At 60.6% G+C, this 14916-nt stretch carries 14 protein-coding genes; 10 read left to right on the forward strand and 4 right to left on the reverse strand.

Features of this window, described 5'->3' with window-relative positions; all coding sequences use genetic code 11:
- Positions 1 to 37 precede the first annotated feature (37 nt).
- From KJA79_RS08105 to KJA79_RS08150, 10 genes are all read left to right on the forward strand, one after another.
- Entirely contained in the window at positions 38 to 1138 is a 1101-nt protein-coding gene (locus KJA79_RS08105; protein ID WP_213041531.1) for a Gfo/Idh/MocA family protein, read from the forward strand.
- A 126-nt stretch (positions 1139 to 1264) separates the two neighbouring features.
- Positions 1265 to 1495, forward strand: a complete 231-nt coding sequence (locus KJA79_RS08110; protein ID WP_213041532.1) for a hypothetical protein — start codon at positions 1265 to 1267, stop codon at positions 1493 to 1495.
- 12 nt (positions 1496 to 1507) lie between these two features.
- Entirely contained in the window at positions 1508 to 1915 is a 408-nt protein-coding gene (locus KJA79_RS08115) for a phage holin family protein (RefSeq protein WP_213041533.1), read from the forward strand.
- Positions 1879 to 2607, forward strand: coding sequence for a hypothetical protein (locus tag KJA79_RS08120; RefSeq protein ID WP_213041534.1), 729 nt, complete (start codon positions 1879 to 1881; stop codon positions 2605 to 2607). The genes KJA79_RS08115 and KJA79_RS08120 overlap by 37 nt, the downstream gene beginning before the upstream one ends.
- Positions 2600 to 3091, forward strand: coding sequence for a hypothetical protein (locus tag KJA79_RS08125; RefSeq protein ID WP_213041535.1), 492 nt, complete (start codon positions 2600 to 2602; stop codon positions 3089 to 3091). Before KJA79_RS08120 ends, KJA79_RS08125 begins: the two co-directional genes overlap by 8 nt.
- 8 nt (positions 3092 to 3099) lie before the next feature.
- Complete coding sequence (locus KJA79_RS08130) at positions 3100 to 3600, forward strand: DUF421 domain-containing protein (RefSeq protein WP_213041536.1); 501 nt, start codon at positions 3100 to 3102, stop codon at positions 3598 to 3600.
- A gap of 2 nt (positions 3601 to 3602) precedes the next feature.
- Positions 3603 to 4562 carry a YihY/virulence factor BrkB family protein gene (locus KJA79_RS08135; RefSeq protein WP_213041537.1) on the forward strand — a complete coding sequence of 320 codons (960 nt, stop codon included), beginning with the start codon at positions 3603 to 3605 and terminating at the stop codon, positions 4560 to 4562.
- Entirely contained in the window at positions 4559 to 5761 is a 1203-nt protein-coding gene (locus KJA79_RS08140) for an AI-2E family transporter (RefSeq protein WP_213041538.1), read from the forward strand. The genes KJA79_RS08135 and KJA79_RS08140 overlap by 4 nt, the downstream gene beginning before the upstream one ends.
- A complete protein-coding gene (locus KJA79_RS08145) occupies positions 5758 to 7506 on the forward strand; it encodes a thiamine pyrophosphate-dependent enzyme (protein ID WP_213041539.1) in 1749 nt (582 codons plus the stop codon). The genes KJA79_RS08140 and KJA79_RS08145 overlap by 4 nt, the downstream gene beginning before the upstream one ends.
- 32 nt (positions 7507 to 7538) lie before the next feature.
- Positions 7539 to 7913, forward strand: coding sequence for a sensory rhodopsin transducer (locus KJA79_RS08150; RefSeq protein ID WP_343224242.1), 375 nt, complete (start codon positions 7539 to 7541; stop codon positions 7911 to 7913).
- 28 nt (positions 7914 to 7941) lie between these two features.
- Here KJA79_RS08150 and KJA79_RS08155 read toward each other — a convergent pair whose 3' ends face one another.
- The 4 genes from KJA79_RS08155 to treZ form a co-directional block, all read right to left on the reverse strand.
- The gene (locus tag KJA79_RS08155) at positions 7942 to 8115 is read right to left on the reverse strand and encodes a hypothetical protein (protein WP_213041541.1); all 174 of its coding nucleotides are present in this window, start codon (positions 8113 to 8115) and stop codon (positions 7942 to 7944) included.
- A gap of 242 nt (positions 8116 to 8357) precedes the next feature.
- Positions 8358 to 10940 carry a DNA ligase D gene (gene ligD / locus KJA79_RS08160; RefSeq protein WP_213041542.1) on the reverse strand — a complete coding sequence of 861 codons (2583 nt, stop codon included), beginning with the start codon at positions 10938 to 10940 and terminating at the stop codon, positions 8358 to 8360.
- A 54-nt stretch (positions 10941 to 10994) separates the two neighbouring features.
- Entirely contained in the window at positions 10995 to 13037 is a 2043-nt protein-coding gene (locus KJA79_RS08165) for an amylo-alpha-1,6-glucosidase (protein WP_213041543.1), read from the reverse strand.
- Between the two features lie 5 nt (positions 13038 to 13042).
- Positions 13043 to 14908 (reverse strand): malto-oligosyltrehalose trehalohydrolase, encoded by a 1866-nt coding sequence (gene treZ, locus KJA79_RS08170; protein WP_213041544.1) that lies wholly within the window; start codon positions 14906 to 14908, stop codon positions 13043 to 13045.
- Between the last annotated feature and the right edge of the window lie 8 nt (positions 14909 to 14916).

The following is a 14916-nucleotide window of genomic DNA, read 5'->3' on the forward strand; positions in this document are numbered from 1 at the left end:
TCAACACCCTGTTCAGAAGGGAGAGGAGTTTCATCATATGCAGCGCGCTCCGGTTCGGTTTGCAGTCGTCGGTCTCGGACATATTGCGCAGGTTGCGGTGCTACCCGCGTTCGCGCATACACAGTCGGATGCATGCCTCAGCGCGCTCGTCTCTGACGATCCGGTCAAACGTCGTGTGCTCAGCAAGCGCTACGATGTCCGCCACACCTATACCTATCGCGCATACGACACCTGTCTGCGTAGTGGCGAGATCGATGCCGTTTACATCGCCCTCCCAAATAGTCTCCACCGCGAGTTCGCGGTACGAGCCGCCAAAGCCGGTATCCATGTGCTCTGTGAAAAGCCCATGGCGGTGACCGCTGCCGATTGCCGTGCAATGACGCGAGCCGCCGACCGCTATAAGGTCAAGCTCATGGTCGCCTACCGTCTGCACTTCGAGACCTGCAATCTCCGGACGATCAAGCTGGCCCAGTCGGGAACGCTCGGCGACCTGCGGTTGTTTCACTCGGTCTTTACGCAGCAGGTGCGTCCCGGCGATGTCCGACTGAAACAGCACCTCGGCGGCGGGCCACTGTATGACATAGGGGTCTATTGCATCAACGCCGCACGATATCTCTTTCGAGATGAACCGATCGAAGTCTCGGCTTTCGTCGGCGGCGGCGACCGCCGCTTTCAAACAGTAGAAGAAGCGGCCTCCGTCCTGATGCGCTTTCCCCACGATCGTTTAGCGACGTTTACCTGCAGCTTCGGTGCGACGGATGAAACCATGTATGACATCATCGGCACGAAGGGGCGTGTCCGCGTCGAGCCGGCCTATGAATATGTGGGGGGGCTGACGGCCGCCGTGACGATCAACGGAAAGACCAAGGTCGAGACATTCAAAGCCGGAGATCAATTTGCGCCCCAGTTGATCCATTTCGCCTCCTGCATCCGGAGGAATCGCGAACCCGAACCGAACGGCGTGGAGGGACTGATCGATGTGCAGATCATTGAAGCCCTGCACCAATCGGCTCGTACCGGAAAGCCGATCGCTCTTCTCCTTCCAAGGAAACGCACGAGACCGGACATGCGACTCGCGATGCACTATCCGCCGGTGCCGAAAGCCAAAGCCGTCCGCACGACCTCACCCACCCTGTGAGGGAGAGCGGGCGGCTCAACAGGACTAGGGCTTTGCCGAGTACAGCAACCGTGCAAGCGCCGCTAGGCTCTGTACAGAGCACAGGCGTGATGAAGAATGTTCACGATGCGTGAGAAGGAGAGCAGCATGGAACCAGATGCGGACATCGAGCAAGCCGTCAAGCAAGCGGGAGACAGGATCACGGACGTCGCGGACAAGACGGCGGCCGCTGCCGCCCGCACCACACAATATGTTCGGCAGCAGGGAGTCGGCGGAGTCGTTGAGGACCTGGAAATTCTGATTCGACGATATCCGTTGCAGGCACTGCTGCTCGGCCTTGGATGCGGGTATCTTCTCTCCCGCACGCGGCCGGACTAGAAAGGACGCGACATGGAGAATCCGCACCCGATATCCGTCGCCGCCTTGCTGCAGGGACTTCTCGAAGACATTCGGTTACTGATCGGCCAGACGATGCGATTGGCTCGCGATGAGATGAAGCTGGAACGGCAGAAACTGACCAGCCTTGTGATTCGTCTCGGGATCGGCCTCACAATGGCGTTCATGACAAGTGCGCTCCTGCTCCTGATGGTCGTCCATCTGCTGCATGGTTGGCTGGGCCTCCCGCTCTGGACAAGTTATGGAATCGTGGGGCTTCTCTGCTCGCTCATGGCAGGCCTGCTCCTGGCCAGCGCCGCATCCCTGGGGTCGACACTCCGCTTGTGGCCGTTCCGCACCCTTCACTCCATAAAGGAAGACGCCCGATGGATCAAAGAACAGGTGCTCTCGACCAAGACCTGAAAGATATCCTGCACACGAGAATGGCAATCGCGAACAAACTGGATGCGTTGGAACAACGTGTCCTTCATCACGCGGAGGACGCCACAATGCAACTGACCCGAGTGCTCGATCGAACCACGAAGAACGTCAATGACCTCGTGGATAAAACGAAGGCCGTCATCGATCCTTCGCGCCAGATTCAGGCGCACCCGTGGCTGATTGTGGGCGGCGCGCTCTGCGCCGGGTACGCACTCGGTCTCCTTGAACGCGGAACGCGGCATCACCGCAATGGGGTGTATCCCTATTACCCGGCTCGAGCAAAGGCATCACCCGTCATGCCGCCCTCCTCACAACGGGATACAGGGTCGAAACAGGCCGACGGCATCTATGACTACTATCCTGGGCCATCATCCTCACGTCGTGAACAGGGCAACCGGGAAGACCCAAGCCTCTGGCACACCCTATCACAGGAATTCGGACAGGAAACGGAAGAGGCGAAACAGATGGTCCTCCAGCTTGGACGGGGCCTGATCGTCGAACTGACACGTCGCATGGTTCCCGACATTGCGCGCGCGCTCGGCGTGACATGGCCACCGACGGCAACGGATTCCACTCGCGGCGAACGAGAGACGTCTACGTATCGCCACAGCGATGACCCGTCGCGAGGCAGTCAGGGGCACACCAAGGAGCCGACCTCCACACACCATGTATGACCGCTTGGGAATTGATCAGGACTTGCCCTTTCAGCAGCGCGCGTGGCGCTATCAACGTCTGGCCTGGGGCGTGCTTACCTTGGTGTTGATTGGCGCGCTGCTGGGCCTGTTCGGTCAAGGTCCGCTGGCCGATGCTTCCATGGTGGATGCCAGCGGGACAGTCAGGCTGGACTACGAGCGGCTGACTCGTTTCGACCGCCTGACGTATCTGACCGTCTCCTTGTCCGGCGACCCAGCGGCTGATGCCCTCGAAATCCTGCTGGATACGCCCTATGCCGAAGCGGTCGTCCTGCACCAGCCGATGCCTGCATCGGCCCGCATGGATTGGACGGCGGAAGGAGTTCGGTTTCGATTCCCTAGGGTCCTGGGGAAGACGATGATCGTCAAACTGCTTCTGTCGGTCAAGTCGGCGGGCCCTGTCAGGGGCCGCATTCGCGTCAATCAGGGCGACTGGTTGACCTTCACGCAATTCGTTTATCCGTAGGCCCGACGATGGACGCAGTACTTCGTGGCGCGACCATGTATCTGTTTCTGCTGCTGGTCTTTCGACTGGCTGGTCGTCGAACGCTCGCGCAAACCACGGTCTTCGATCTGGCCCTGCTGCTGATCATCAGCGAAGCCACGCAAAATGCCATGCTGGGAGACGATTATTCCGTCACTAACGGAATGCTGGTCATTCTGACGCTGGTCGGGATCGACATCCTGCTGTCGCTGGTCAAACAACGGGCACCGCTGCTGGAAGGGTGGCTCGACGGAAAACCCCTCGTACTCATCGACGAGGGCCGACCGTCGACGGAGTTGATGCGACGGGCCCGCGTAGACTTGCAGGACATTTTACGTGCCGCTCGGGAACAAGGCGTATGCGGACTCGATCGCATCCGATATGCCGTGCTGGAGACCAGCGGCAGCATCTCGATCATCCCTCGTGAATTCGACGATCCGACGAGCACGCAGAACGGACCGCTTACGTATTCTCGCGGACATGGAGTCTGACATTGGCCGCCTCACTGACAAGTCCCTCCCCGCGTTGGAACCCCTGGAAGCTCGGAGGACTCAGCTGGAAAACTTTCGGGGCTCGCCTATGGGAAGAAACTCAGCGCGACGACATCTTCGGTCGGGCGGCACAACTGGCCTATTACTTTCTCCTAGCCCTCTTCCCGGCGCTGCTGTTCCTCACGGCCTTGATCGGACTCTTTCCGTTAAAGGAGACGCTTCCGGAACTCATGCAATATTTGCAGACCGTCCTGCCCGCCGATGCCCTGTCTCTCCTGGAGCGGTATCTGGAAAATGTGGTCCAAGGCAGCGGCGGAGACATTCTGTCACTCGGATTATTGGGCGCCCTCTGGGCCTCGTCCAGCGGCGTCACCGCCATCATGGAAGCGCTGAACGTCGTGTATGGAGCCAAGGAAACTCGGCCCTATTGGAAGGTGCGGCTGATCGCCTCTCTGCTGACCATCGGCCTGGCGGGATTCATCATTCTTTCCATGACGTTGATTCTCTATGGTGCGCGCATCGGGGAATGGATCGCGAACATCGTCGGGATGGGTTGGTTGTTTCTTCTGAGTTGGAACATTCTGCAATGGCCCGTCGCCACGTTGCTGATGTTGTTCGCACTGGCAGTCATCTATTACATCTGTCCGAACATTGAGCACGACTGGCGTTGGGTCACCCCCGGCTCGGTCTGTGCCGTCTCCTTGTGGCTGGCCCTCTCGCTAGGATTCAAGGTCTATGTCGAACATTTCGGTAACTACAATGCCGCCTATGGATCCATCGCCGGCGTGATTGTCCTCATGTTGTGGCTCTACCTGACCGGCATGGTGATGCTGCTGGGCGGAGAGATCAATGCGCAGATCGAACAGGCGGCCGCCGCACTTCGTCGAGGCGAACGACCGCACCAGCAGGACTCGCCCTCCCTCTCGCGGCCGGTCCATGCGAAGGAGCGCACACCGTCATGACACCGGACTCTTCCACCCTGTTAGCCACACGCATGACGCAACCCGAGCCGATACAGCGCGTCGAGCCAGCCCCGGCGGACCGGCATCTCTGGCAGATCACGCCGATACGGGATCTCCTCTGGGGCGGCGGATTGCTGTTCCTCCTCTGGTTCGGCTACTACCTGCGCGGCGTCTTTACTCCGGTGCTGATCGCCCTCCTGCTGGCTTATCTGTTTAACCCGCTCATTCGGCGGGCCGAGGAACGCTGGCATATCCCCCGCCCCGTGAGCATCTCCGTTATTCTGTTCCTCTCTGCGGTGCTCACCCTGAGCCTGATGACCTGGCTGGGTCCGTTGCTGGCGGAGCAGGTCCAATCCTTTGCCGAGCGCGTGCCGGGTTATCTTCAAAGCATCGCGCAGCGCTACCACGTCCGTCTCGGCGACTTCTCGGAACACCTCTCGACGATCGCCACCAGTCTGCGCGAAGACCCCTTGTCGATCTTGCGGCCGATCTTCTCCGGCACGGGCCAGGCGTTCGGCCTGTTGGGGACGGTGATCGGCACGACCACCGATGTCGTCATCGCGTTCATCCTCATTCCGATCTATTTCTTTTTCTTCGCCTGGCGGTTCGACCACAGCCTTGAGCAGCTGAAGCGCTATATTCCGTTCGGCTACCGCGCCCGCGTGCGCCGCATCGTGACACGCATGGATCAGGCCGTGAGCGGATTTTTTCGCGGTCGCTTGACCATCGCGCTCGGTTCAGCCGTGCTCTACTCGCTTGGATGGGCCATGACCGGCATCCGCTACTGGTTTCTGCTGGGACTGATCACCGGCGTGTTGACCATCATTCCCTACGCCTCGTTGATCGGCTGGCCCCTGGCGGTGCTGCTGAAATATCTGGATGTGCTGTCTGCTGAGAACGGAACGTTCGACCTCATGACCATCGTGGTCTGGCCGTCCCTGGCGTACCTGTTGGTGCAGTTCATCGAGAGCTGGCTGCTGACCCCATGGGTGCAGAGCCAGTCGATGGATATGAGCGCCGTGACCGTGCTGATCGTGGTGTTCGTCGGAGGCGCCTTGGGCGGATTTTACGGGCTGCTGCTCGCCATCCCCATCGCCGCATGCCTCAAGATCCTGGGCGAAGAACTTGCCCTCCCGCAGTTAGCCCGTCACGCCGCAACACCCACTCGGTCCGAAACGCAGCGGAAGGAGGCCCTATGACCACCGTGGCGGATCTCTTAATCGATCGACTCCTGGACTGGGGTGTCGACACGATCTTCAGCCTGCCTGGCGACGGCATCAACGGCATCTACGAAGCGCTGCGGACGAACCGTGACCGGATCACACTGGTTCTGGTGCGGCATGAAGAGTCAGCGGCACTCGCCGCCTGCGGCTATGCCAAGTTCACCAGGCGGCTGGGTGTGTGCCTGGCCACCTCCGGACCGGGCGGCATCCATCTCCTGAACGGCCTCTACGATGCCAAATGCGACGGGCAGCCGGTTCTGGCCATTACGGGCCACACGTTCCATGATCTCATCGGGACGCATTATCAGCAGGACGTCAACCTCGACAAACTGTTCAGCGACGTGGCCGCCTACAGTGAACGGGTCATGGGACCGGCCCATGTCCGCAACGTGGTGGATGAAGCCATCAAAACGGCCATTTCTCGTCGCACCGTTGCACATCTGACTATCCCCAAAGACGTGCAAGACTGGTCCGCCGACGGGCAACTCTCCAAGGCCAATGTTCCCGGCCATAGCGGTGACCTCTATAGTGACCCGCTGCCGCTCCCCTCGCGCGCGCTGCTGGAGAAGGCGGCTGCGATACTGAACAGCGGAACGAAGATCGCCATCCTCGCCGGACGTGGCTGTTTGGGCGCCAGGGATGAGATCATCCAGCTGGCCGACACACTGGCCGCGCCGATCGTCAAACCGCTGCTGGGAAAAGGTGTCGTGCCGGACGACCATCCTCTGACTACGGGAGGTATCGGTCTGCTCGGGACCGCGCCGTCTCAGGAAGCGTTGGAAACCTGCGACACATTGATCATCGCCGGCAGCAGTTTTCCATATATAGAGTTCTACCCAAAGCCCGGCCAGGCCCGGGCCGTCCAGATCGATCTGGACACAAGCCGGATCGGCTTGCGGTATCCGGCTGAGGTCGGGTTGGTGGGCCAGTGCTGGGACGTCCTTCGCGCGCTCCTTCCACTGGTCCGGCACAAGACCGATAGAACGTTTCTCCAGAAGATGCAGACACGCATGGCCGAGTGGAATGCGTTACTTGAGGCACGAGGGAGCAGAACCGACGTGCCGATGAAACCTCAAGTGGCGGTGCGAGCCCTGAATGAATTCCTGGCGGACGATGCGATCATCTGCTGCGACACCGGTACGGTCACGACATGGGTGGCGCGCCACATCGCCATGAAAGGGACCATGCAGTTTTCCGCCTCCGGCACCCTGGCGACCATGGCCAACGGACTGCCCTACAGTCTCGGTGCAGGCATTGCGTATCCGGAACGACAGATCGTCTGCATCGCCGGCGACGGCGGATTCTCCATGTTGATGAGTGAGTTGGCGACGCTTGTCAAATATGCTCTTCCCGTCAAGATCATCGTCCTGAAAAACAATCTGCTCGGCATGATCAAGTGGGAACAACTCGCGTTCGAAGGCAATCCGCAATATGGCGTAGACCTGCAGCCCATCGATTTCGCCGCCTGCGCTCGATCGTGCGGAGCGACCGGCTTCAGCGTCGAGGATCCCGCTGGCTTACGAGACGTCTATCGACAGGCCTTTGCTCACCCAGGTCCGGTGGTGGTGGAGGCAGTGATCGATCCCCTGGAGGCGCCTCTGCCAGGCAAGATTACGATGGAACAAGCCTGGCAATTTGCGAAGGCGGTCGCCCGAGGCCAGGAGGACCGATGGGATTTGATGAAAAGTCTGTTGCTCAATAAGATTCGTGAAGTGGTCTGATGAGGCCGAGCCGAAGAAAGGAGTGACGATACATGGAGGGAGTCGGTCGTATGAAATGGGCCCTCGCTGAGGGATATATTCCTCGACACAGTCATGGACCGGCACCGCAGATGACGAGCCATGAGACCCTCTGTCTCCTGAACACATCGCCGCAGGAGGCCCTTGTCCGGATCACCATCTATTTCGCAGATCGCGAGCCTGTCGGTCCCTATCGGGTCACGGTCCCGGCACGCAGAACAAAACATCTTCGCTTCAACGACCTCACGGATCCCGCCCCCATACCTGTCGATACGGATTATGCGAGTCTCATCGAGTCGAATGTTCCGATCGTGGTGCAGCATACCCGCCTGGATTCCCGCCAGGCGGAAAACGCACTCTTCAGCACCATGGCGTTTCCGCTACCCTAGACTCAACAGACTGCTGGGGCAGCGGAAATCATGCGGCCTGAACGATCTCTTTTCGATCTCCCAGCTCTTCGTCCTCTACCAACAGGGGTGGCGGGACAGGCAGGCGGCGGTTCCGCAAGATGACTTCATCGACAATGTCACCACATTGAATGCACCGCTGTCCCCAGAACCAATAGCCCCCCAGGCTCTCGCCAATATCCATGCAACGCTCCTGGACCATCCAACCGCCGCAACGGGTGCAGTGCATTGGCTGGTGGGTCCGGCTTCCGGTGGTGGTCCCTGCAACGCTGGTCATCGTGGCATGCATGACAGGCTCCCTTCAGATTGTTCGGTTGAATGAATTCAACCGAACATGCTCACTGATACCAGGACCCCCTCGACGAGCATACTAGCGCAGTCCCCAGGTGCCCGCACAATGCACCCTAGGGGATAGGGATCGCAGGGCTATGGCTTGAGTCGGTTCAGCATGGAGCGAGTGATCGTCTGCCGACTGGACATGTAGTCCTGCCAGGGATCCTTGGCGAGCTGCTGCAAGCGGTGCGGGAGATTCGAGAGGGTAAAATGATCGGAACGGAGCTGCGGAGATAATTCCTCCCAGGCCAACGGCGCAGAGACCGGAGCGCCGCGCCTAGCCCTGGTGGAGTAGGCGGCTACCGCCGTCGCGCCTTTTGCATTGCGCAGATAATCGACGAATATTTTTCCCTTGCGCTGCTGTTTCGACATCGTGGCGACAAACCGTTCGGGAATCATGTGTGCCAGATGCTCGGCGACGGCCTGGGAAAACGCCCTGGCCTCCTCCCATCCCCCTGTACGACGGATCGGCACGACAATATGCAGTCCCTTTCCGCCGGTGGTTTTGACGAAGGAGCGTAGATCCAGCTCTTCAAGCAGGGTCCGGAGCAGCTGGGCCGCCTCCACTACCAGCTTCCAAGGCACATCCGGTTCGGGGTCGAGATCGAACACCAGACGATCGGGCCGATCCAGTCGATCGCGCATCGCCCCCCAGGTGTGGAGTTCTAACACCCCAAGTTGTACCAGCCCGATCAGGGCCGGCAGCGAATCGGCGACCATGTAAAGCGCCGAGGATTCTTTGCCGGGAATTTCCACCCGACCGATCGCCTCAGGAATACGATCCGTCGCATGTTTTTGATAAAAACATTCCTGCTGATACCCCTCCGGACAACGCACGAGGCTCAGCGGTCGACCGTGCAGATGCGGCAGGATCCAGTCACTCACCGTCTCGTAGTAGCGCGCCAAGGCTTCTTTGGTGAGTGCGTGCTCAGGATACAGGATCCGCTGGGGATGGCTGAGCCGCACTCCCTCGATCACGATGTTCGCAGCCACGGAGGCCTTTCGCCCGGCAACTTGGCGCCTTGGCTCGACGATCGATCGCTCCCTACTCGTTGCTCGCTCCGTCACCGACTCCTGCGTCACCGCGGACGCCGGCTTATCATCGCGCAAACCTTGGAATGAGGCCTGGCGAAGCTGTCCCTCCTTCGTCCACTCTGCAAAAGACACTTCCGCGACCAGCGTCGGCTCAACCCAATGGATCCTGGCGCGCGACACATTCGCCGGCACCGACTGGAACGGTGAGGCTTTGCGTTCAATGGCGCACAGTCGACGATGGAGCGCCTGCAATGACCTGGTGGAAAACCCGCTCCCTGTCCGTCCAGCATACCGCAACGTCCCATGGTCATCGTAGACACCCAGGAGCAATGCGCCAAGAGCTCGACGTGATCCTGACGGGTCGGTGAATCCCCCGATGACAAACTCCTGCCGTTTCGAACACTTGACCTTCACCCAGGTGCGCGATCGCCCCCCCGAGTAGGAGGCGTCCGCCCGCTTCGCCATCACACCCTCCATGCCACGACGACAGGCTTCCGCGAACACATCATCGCCCTGCCCGGCAATGTGGGCGCTGAATCGGATCAACCCCTCGCTGCCTTCCACCTTGAGCAATTCAGCCAAACACTGCTTCCGCTCAGCCAGTGTCGCAGGCCGGAGGTCGTACCCGTTGAGATATAAGAGGTCGAATACGTAGTAGACGAGATTCGCAGCCTGACCAGACTCAAAGGCATTCTGGAGCGCTTGGAAACTCACTCGACCGTCCGGCAGCAGGGCCACCACTTCCCCATCCAGCCAGGCGCGTTCGACCGGGAGGCCCGCAAGCGCGTCGGCCAATGACCGTAGTTTGGCGGTCCACTCGTGACCGTTCCTGGTCCACAAGGTGGCCTTGCCGTCGCGGATGCGGCAGAGGATACGGTAGCCGTCGAATTTCAGTTCATGGATCCACTCATCCCCCTCCGGCGCGCGCTCCACGAGCATGGCCAGTTGCGGAGCCATTCGAGATGCCTGCCGGGCTTTACGCGCCATCGTGGGCAACGCGATGTCCGATGATTCGGTTGGGATTGCGCGAACGGACGTTCGGTTCGAGCGCCCGGCCTGCCATACCTTGTGGGGTCCGGAAGCGATCTCCTCCAGGGATCGTCCGCTCGTGACGCTCTTCGTCAAACGACGGGTGATCTCAGCCTTCCCGCCGAACCGGGCGGACTCGTCGCGCTCCTTTATGAGGAGCCAGTTCGCTTTCCCCTTGCCTCGCTCACGCCCCATGCGGACAAGGGTCCAGTCCCCGGACAACTTGTCGCCTTGAAGCGTGAACGTCAGGCGCCCGTGTGTCAGGCCCTCACGTGGATCTTCGAGAGGAGTCCAGCGACCACGGTCCCAGAGCAGCACCGTGCCTCCGCCATATTGCCCGGCAGGAATGAGGCCTTCGAACTGTGCATAGTCGAGTGGGTGGTCTTCAACCTGAACGGCCAGTCGCTTCTGTGTGGGATCGAGACTCGGTCCCTTAGGCACGGCCCAACTTTTCAAGGTCCCATCCAACTCCAAGCGAAAGTCATAGTGCAGACGGCTTGCCGCATGCTGCTGTATCACATACAGTCCCTTGCCCCCTCCGGACCCGAGCCGACCGCGAGGTTCAGGCGTCTTCTTGAAATTCCGTTTCTGCCGATATTCTCGAAGACTCATGGTCTCCTCGCAGGGCACTGAACCGACGGCCACGGGGCAATCGCGTCCGGCAGGTTACGCCGATGGCCCGCGAGTCTTCTGCCACGCCCGTAACACTTCCGCCACACTCCACGCCTGAGCGATACAGCCTCGCGGATGGTATGGGGGCTCGGCATCGAAAATTTCGCTGATCGTGCCGATCCCGCCCTCTAAAAGATGACGCTGAAATCCTTCGAGCAACGATCGCGCCTGAGCGGGATCGGACGACACCTTCAGCCAGGCATCGATGAACGGCCCGATCAACCAGGCCCAGACCGTTCCTTGATGGTAGGCGGCATCCCGCGCGCGCAGATCGCCGAAGTATTTCGATTTGTACTCGGAGTGCTCGCGCGAGAGGCTCCGCAAGCCCACCGGCGTCAGGAGTTTTTCGGCCACCACCTCCACCACCTCCTGCCATCGCTGCTCATCCAGCACGGGATGGGGCAGCGCGATCGACAACAGTTGATTGGGGCGGAAGGCCGGATCGTCCCCCGGTTCGCCATCGACGACATCGTAGAGGTAGCCGCCCGGTTCATACCAGAATCGCCGGTTGAATGATTCTCGCGCCTGCTCCGCCAGTTCAGCCCACTCGGACTCCGGTCGACCGCTAAGACATCCCCACTCGGCGATGCATCGGAGTGCGTTGTACCAGAGGGCTTGGATTTCGACAGGTTTGCCTCGGCGAGGGGTCACGACCCACCCCTCGACCTTCGCATCCATCCACGTAAGTTGATACCCGTCCGCGGCGGCACGGAGCAATCCGTCCCGCCGGTCCACGCCGATCCCGAACCTGGTTCCTCGCACATGATGGTCGAGAATGGATCGCAGCACCGGCTGCAACTCAATCAACAGGTCGCGATCACCTGTCACGCGATAGTACCGATCGAGTGCGTGGAAGTACCACAGGGTGGCATCCGCCGTATGGTACAGGCCTTGCCGTTCTCCCTCGGGAAAGAGATTGGGCAGCAAGCCGTCTTGTACGTAGCCGGCAAAGGTCTTCAGAATGGACCGCGCCTCCTGGTACCGCCCCGTGCAAAGGGTGAGTCCCTCCAAACTGATCATCGTGTCGCGCCCCCAATCGGTAAACCAATGGTAGCCCGCGATGACGGTGCGGGCTTGGTCGCCGGAGGCTCTGGCGAGCGCCTGCTCTTCCACACGCGACCCGGGAGCGACAATGAATTGGTCCGCAGCCAGAGCCAGCCGCTCTTCGGTCTCATCAGCCCCTGCAGCCCGGACCGTGTGTAACAACTTGCCGATCCGCTGAGCCTCCGCCTCGAAGAGGGCTTCGGACCGACATTCAAGATGTTCCCACGGTTCCGTACTGGCGACAAACGCGACAGGTTGCTCTCTCGTCACATCGGCCTGGAAGTAGCCGGGGCTGGACAGGTTCTCCAGATGCTCAGAACCGCGGTCTCGATCGAGGCGATAACAGACCCCGTGGCTGAGGCGTGCATCCGCCACAAACAGACCGCAGGAGGGGCGCAGACACAGTTTCAGCGGCGGAGCGCCGTCACACAGCTGCATTTCGTACCGTCCTTCCACCGCGGTCAGTGGGAAAGGCGGTTGCTTCGCCTCGTGAAGAGCGGCGTCCAGCATACGAAAGGTCACGAACGGACGCACGTGAATGTGAACCGGGTTCCCTTCCAACAGCCGATATTCGACATAGACCGAGTTGTGCCCATAGGGCATCAGCACACGCTTCTCCACACGGCGCCCGGCAACATGATACCGCCACACCGGGGTCTGCCCGTGACGTACGAATTCCTGAAGCACTGCGGGCAGGTCGCCGTCTACACGTCCGTCCTCGAACTCCACTCCGCTGAGATAGACGGAGCCGGCATCTGCGAGCACCACCTCGTCCAGCCGCGGGATCATCACCGTCCGGCCCCAGGGCGAAGGCAGGTCAGGGACAAACAGGCCATGGTAGCGCCTGGTCGGCGCACAGAGCAGCGTGGAGGATGCGTATCCGCCGAGGCCGTTCGTCACCAGCCATTCACGCGCGAGCAGGCACTCCTCGTCCTGCACACAATCGCGCGGGAGAGAGAGGGTGACGACCTGATGGGGAAGGGTCACAGCCACAGGAATTATCCTTCCGGTTCGGTGCGGTACAGCACGGCCGATTCGGCCGGGAGGCGCCACCCCTCGTCGCTCAACGGATCGATGACACCGGGGCCGCCATAACGGAGCTCATCACTGGACCAGAGCAACGACCATCTCCGTTGGGCCGGAGGGGCCAGCAACGGCTCCGGCGCAGGCCGATACTCGCAATCAGGTCCGAGGTTGAGGAGCAGGAGCCGGTCATCACCCTCCGATCCAGGATAGCGCACGACGAAGGCCTCAGATCCAATGACGGCTCCATCCAGGCGGTGGCGGTCCTGTTGCGCAATCACCGGATCTTCACGCCGCAGCCAGAGGAGATCGCGATGCAGCGCGTACGAGTTCCGGTGACGGTCCCGCTCGGCGAGATCCAGTTGTGATCGCTTGAACACGATCGGATTGCAGGGGTCCGGAATGGCTGTTTGCGCCTCGACAGATGCCACGCTGGGAAACTGCGCCAAGAACTCCCTCCTGCCTCGATGAATTGCCTGTGCCAATTCGCCGGGTGGAAAATCCGCGAAGAACAGAAACGGTGAAGACGCGGCGAACTCCTGCCCCATGAAAAGCAGCGGCGTCTGCGGAGACAGGAGCAGCAGAGCCGTGAGCACACGGAGCAGGCCTGGGCTGGTCTTCTCGTGCAGTCGGTCACCGCGTAACTGATTGGCGACCTGATCATGATTCTGGAGAAAAAACACAAACCCGGCCGCCGGTTCGTCTCCGACAACCGTACCTCGAGATTTGCCCTGCCACTGATACCGCTGCCCCTGAAACAGAAACGATCGTTTCATGCACGACAACAATTCCTGTGGCGTACCCCGGTAGTCTGTGTAATAGCCTTCACGGCAACCGGTTGCCGCCACTCGCGCCGCGTGGTGAAAGTCTTCGCTCCATACCCCGTCCAACCCCCACCCGCCTTGGTTGATGGGCTGAATGGGATGGATCCATTGCGCCTCACATTCCGCAATCAAAATGATCGATCTCGCTCCGGCCGCCTGCCTCGCGGCCTGCGACAATTCCGCCAGCACATGCCGTGGGCCCTCATCGTGCAGCGCGTGAACCGCGTCGAGCCTCAACCCGTCGAGATGAAATTCATCCACCCAATAGCAGGCATTCTGTATGAAAAAGTCACGCACGCCGCACGATTCCGGCCCGTCAAAATTGATAGCCTGGCCCCATTCGTTCGGATAACGATCAGTGAAATAGTGATGGGTATAGGCCGGCAGATAATTCCCGTCCGGGCCCAGGTGGTTGTAGACCACGTCCAGGATGACGCCCAGCCCAAGCCGATGCGTTGCATCGACGAACCGTTTGAGCGCTTCCGGATCACCGTACACATGAGCCGGTGCATAGAGACCGACTCCGTCATAGCCCCAGTTCCAACGGCCGGGAAATTCGGCGACGGGCATCACTTCAATGACGGTGATGCCGAGGTCTTTCAGGGCGACGAGCTGCGCGGAGGCGGCATCCAGGGTGCCTTCCTGGGTGAAGGTGCCCACGTGGAGTTCATAGATCGCCTGCCCCCGCATCTTCACGCCGGGCCAGCCCTTGTCCTGCCATCGATAGGCTGCAGGGTCGACGATCAGTGACGGACCATGGGGACCGGACGGCTGGAATCGTGAACAGGGGTCGGGGTAGGCTTCGCCGCGATCGAGGCGATACCGGTAGGTCATGCCTGCCTTCACACCACGGACTTCAGTCGACCAATACCCATCGTCCTCCTGCTGCATCGAATGCGCAGTACGCCCGCCCTCCAGCAGCACCTCTACCTGTGTCCGTTCAGGAGCCCAGCAGCGGAACCGCACAGCGTCACCCGCCACGGTTGCCCCGAGCGTCATCCCCTGCCAAGGTTTCATCACGGTCG

It is taken from the genome of Nitrospira defluvii, assembly GCF_905220995.1.
GTDB classification, from domain to species: Bacteria; Nitrospirota; Nitrospiria; order Nitrospirales; family Nitrospiraceae; genus Nitrospira_A; species Nitrospira_A defluvii_C.

Coding starts and splice junctions, on each gene's coding strand:
- KJA79_RS08105 (WP_213041531.1), top strand. CDS start 38: ATGCAGCGCGCTCCGGTTCGGTTTGCAGTCGTCGGTCTCGGACATATT.
- KJA79_RS08110 (WP_213041532.1), top strand. CDS start 1,265: ATGGAACCAGATGCGGACATCGAGCAAGCCGTCAAGCAAGCGGGAGAC.
- KJA79_RS08115 (WP_213041533.1), top strand. CDS start 1,508: ATGGAGAATCCGCACCCGATATCCGTCGCCGCCTTGCTGCAGGGACTT.
- KJA79_RS08120 (WP_213041534.1), top strand. CDS start 1,879: ATGGATCAAAGAACAGGTGCTCTCGACCAAGACCTGAAAGATATCCTG.
- KJA79_RS08125 (WP_213041535.1), top strand. CDS start 2,600: ATGTATGACCGCTTGGGAATTGATCAGGACTTGCCCTTTCAGCAGCGC.
- KJA79_RS08130 (WP_213041536.1), top strand. CDS start 3,100: ATGGACGCAGTACTTCGTGGCGCGACCATGTATCTGTTTCTGCTGCTG.
- KJA79_RS08140 (WP_213041538.1), top strand. CDS start 4,559: ATGACACCGGACTCTTCCACCCTGTTAGCCACACGCATGACGCAACCC.
- KJA79_RS08145 (WP_213041539.1), top strand. CDS start 5,758: ATGACCACCGTGGCGGATCTCTTAATCGATCGACTCCTGGACTGGGGT.
- KJA79_RS08150 (WP_343224242.1), top strand. CDS start 7,539: ATGGAGGGAGTCGGTCGTATGAAATGGGCCCTCGCTGAGGGATATATT.
- KJA79_RS08155 (WP_213041541.1), bottom strand. CDS start 8,115: ATGGATATTGGCGAGAGCCTGGGGGGCTATTGGTTCTGGGGACAGCGG.
- ligD (WP_213041542.1), bottom strand. CDS start 10,940: ATGAGTCTTCGAGAATATCGGCAGAAACGGAATTTCAAGAAGACGCCT.
- treZ (WP_213041544.1), bottom strand. CDS start 14,908: ATGAAACCTTGGCAGGGGATGACGCTCGGGGCAACCGTGGCGGGTGAC.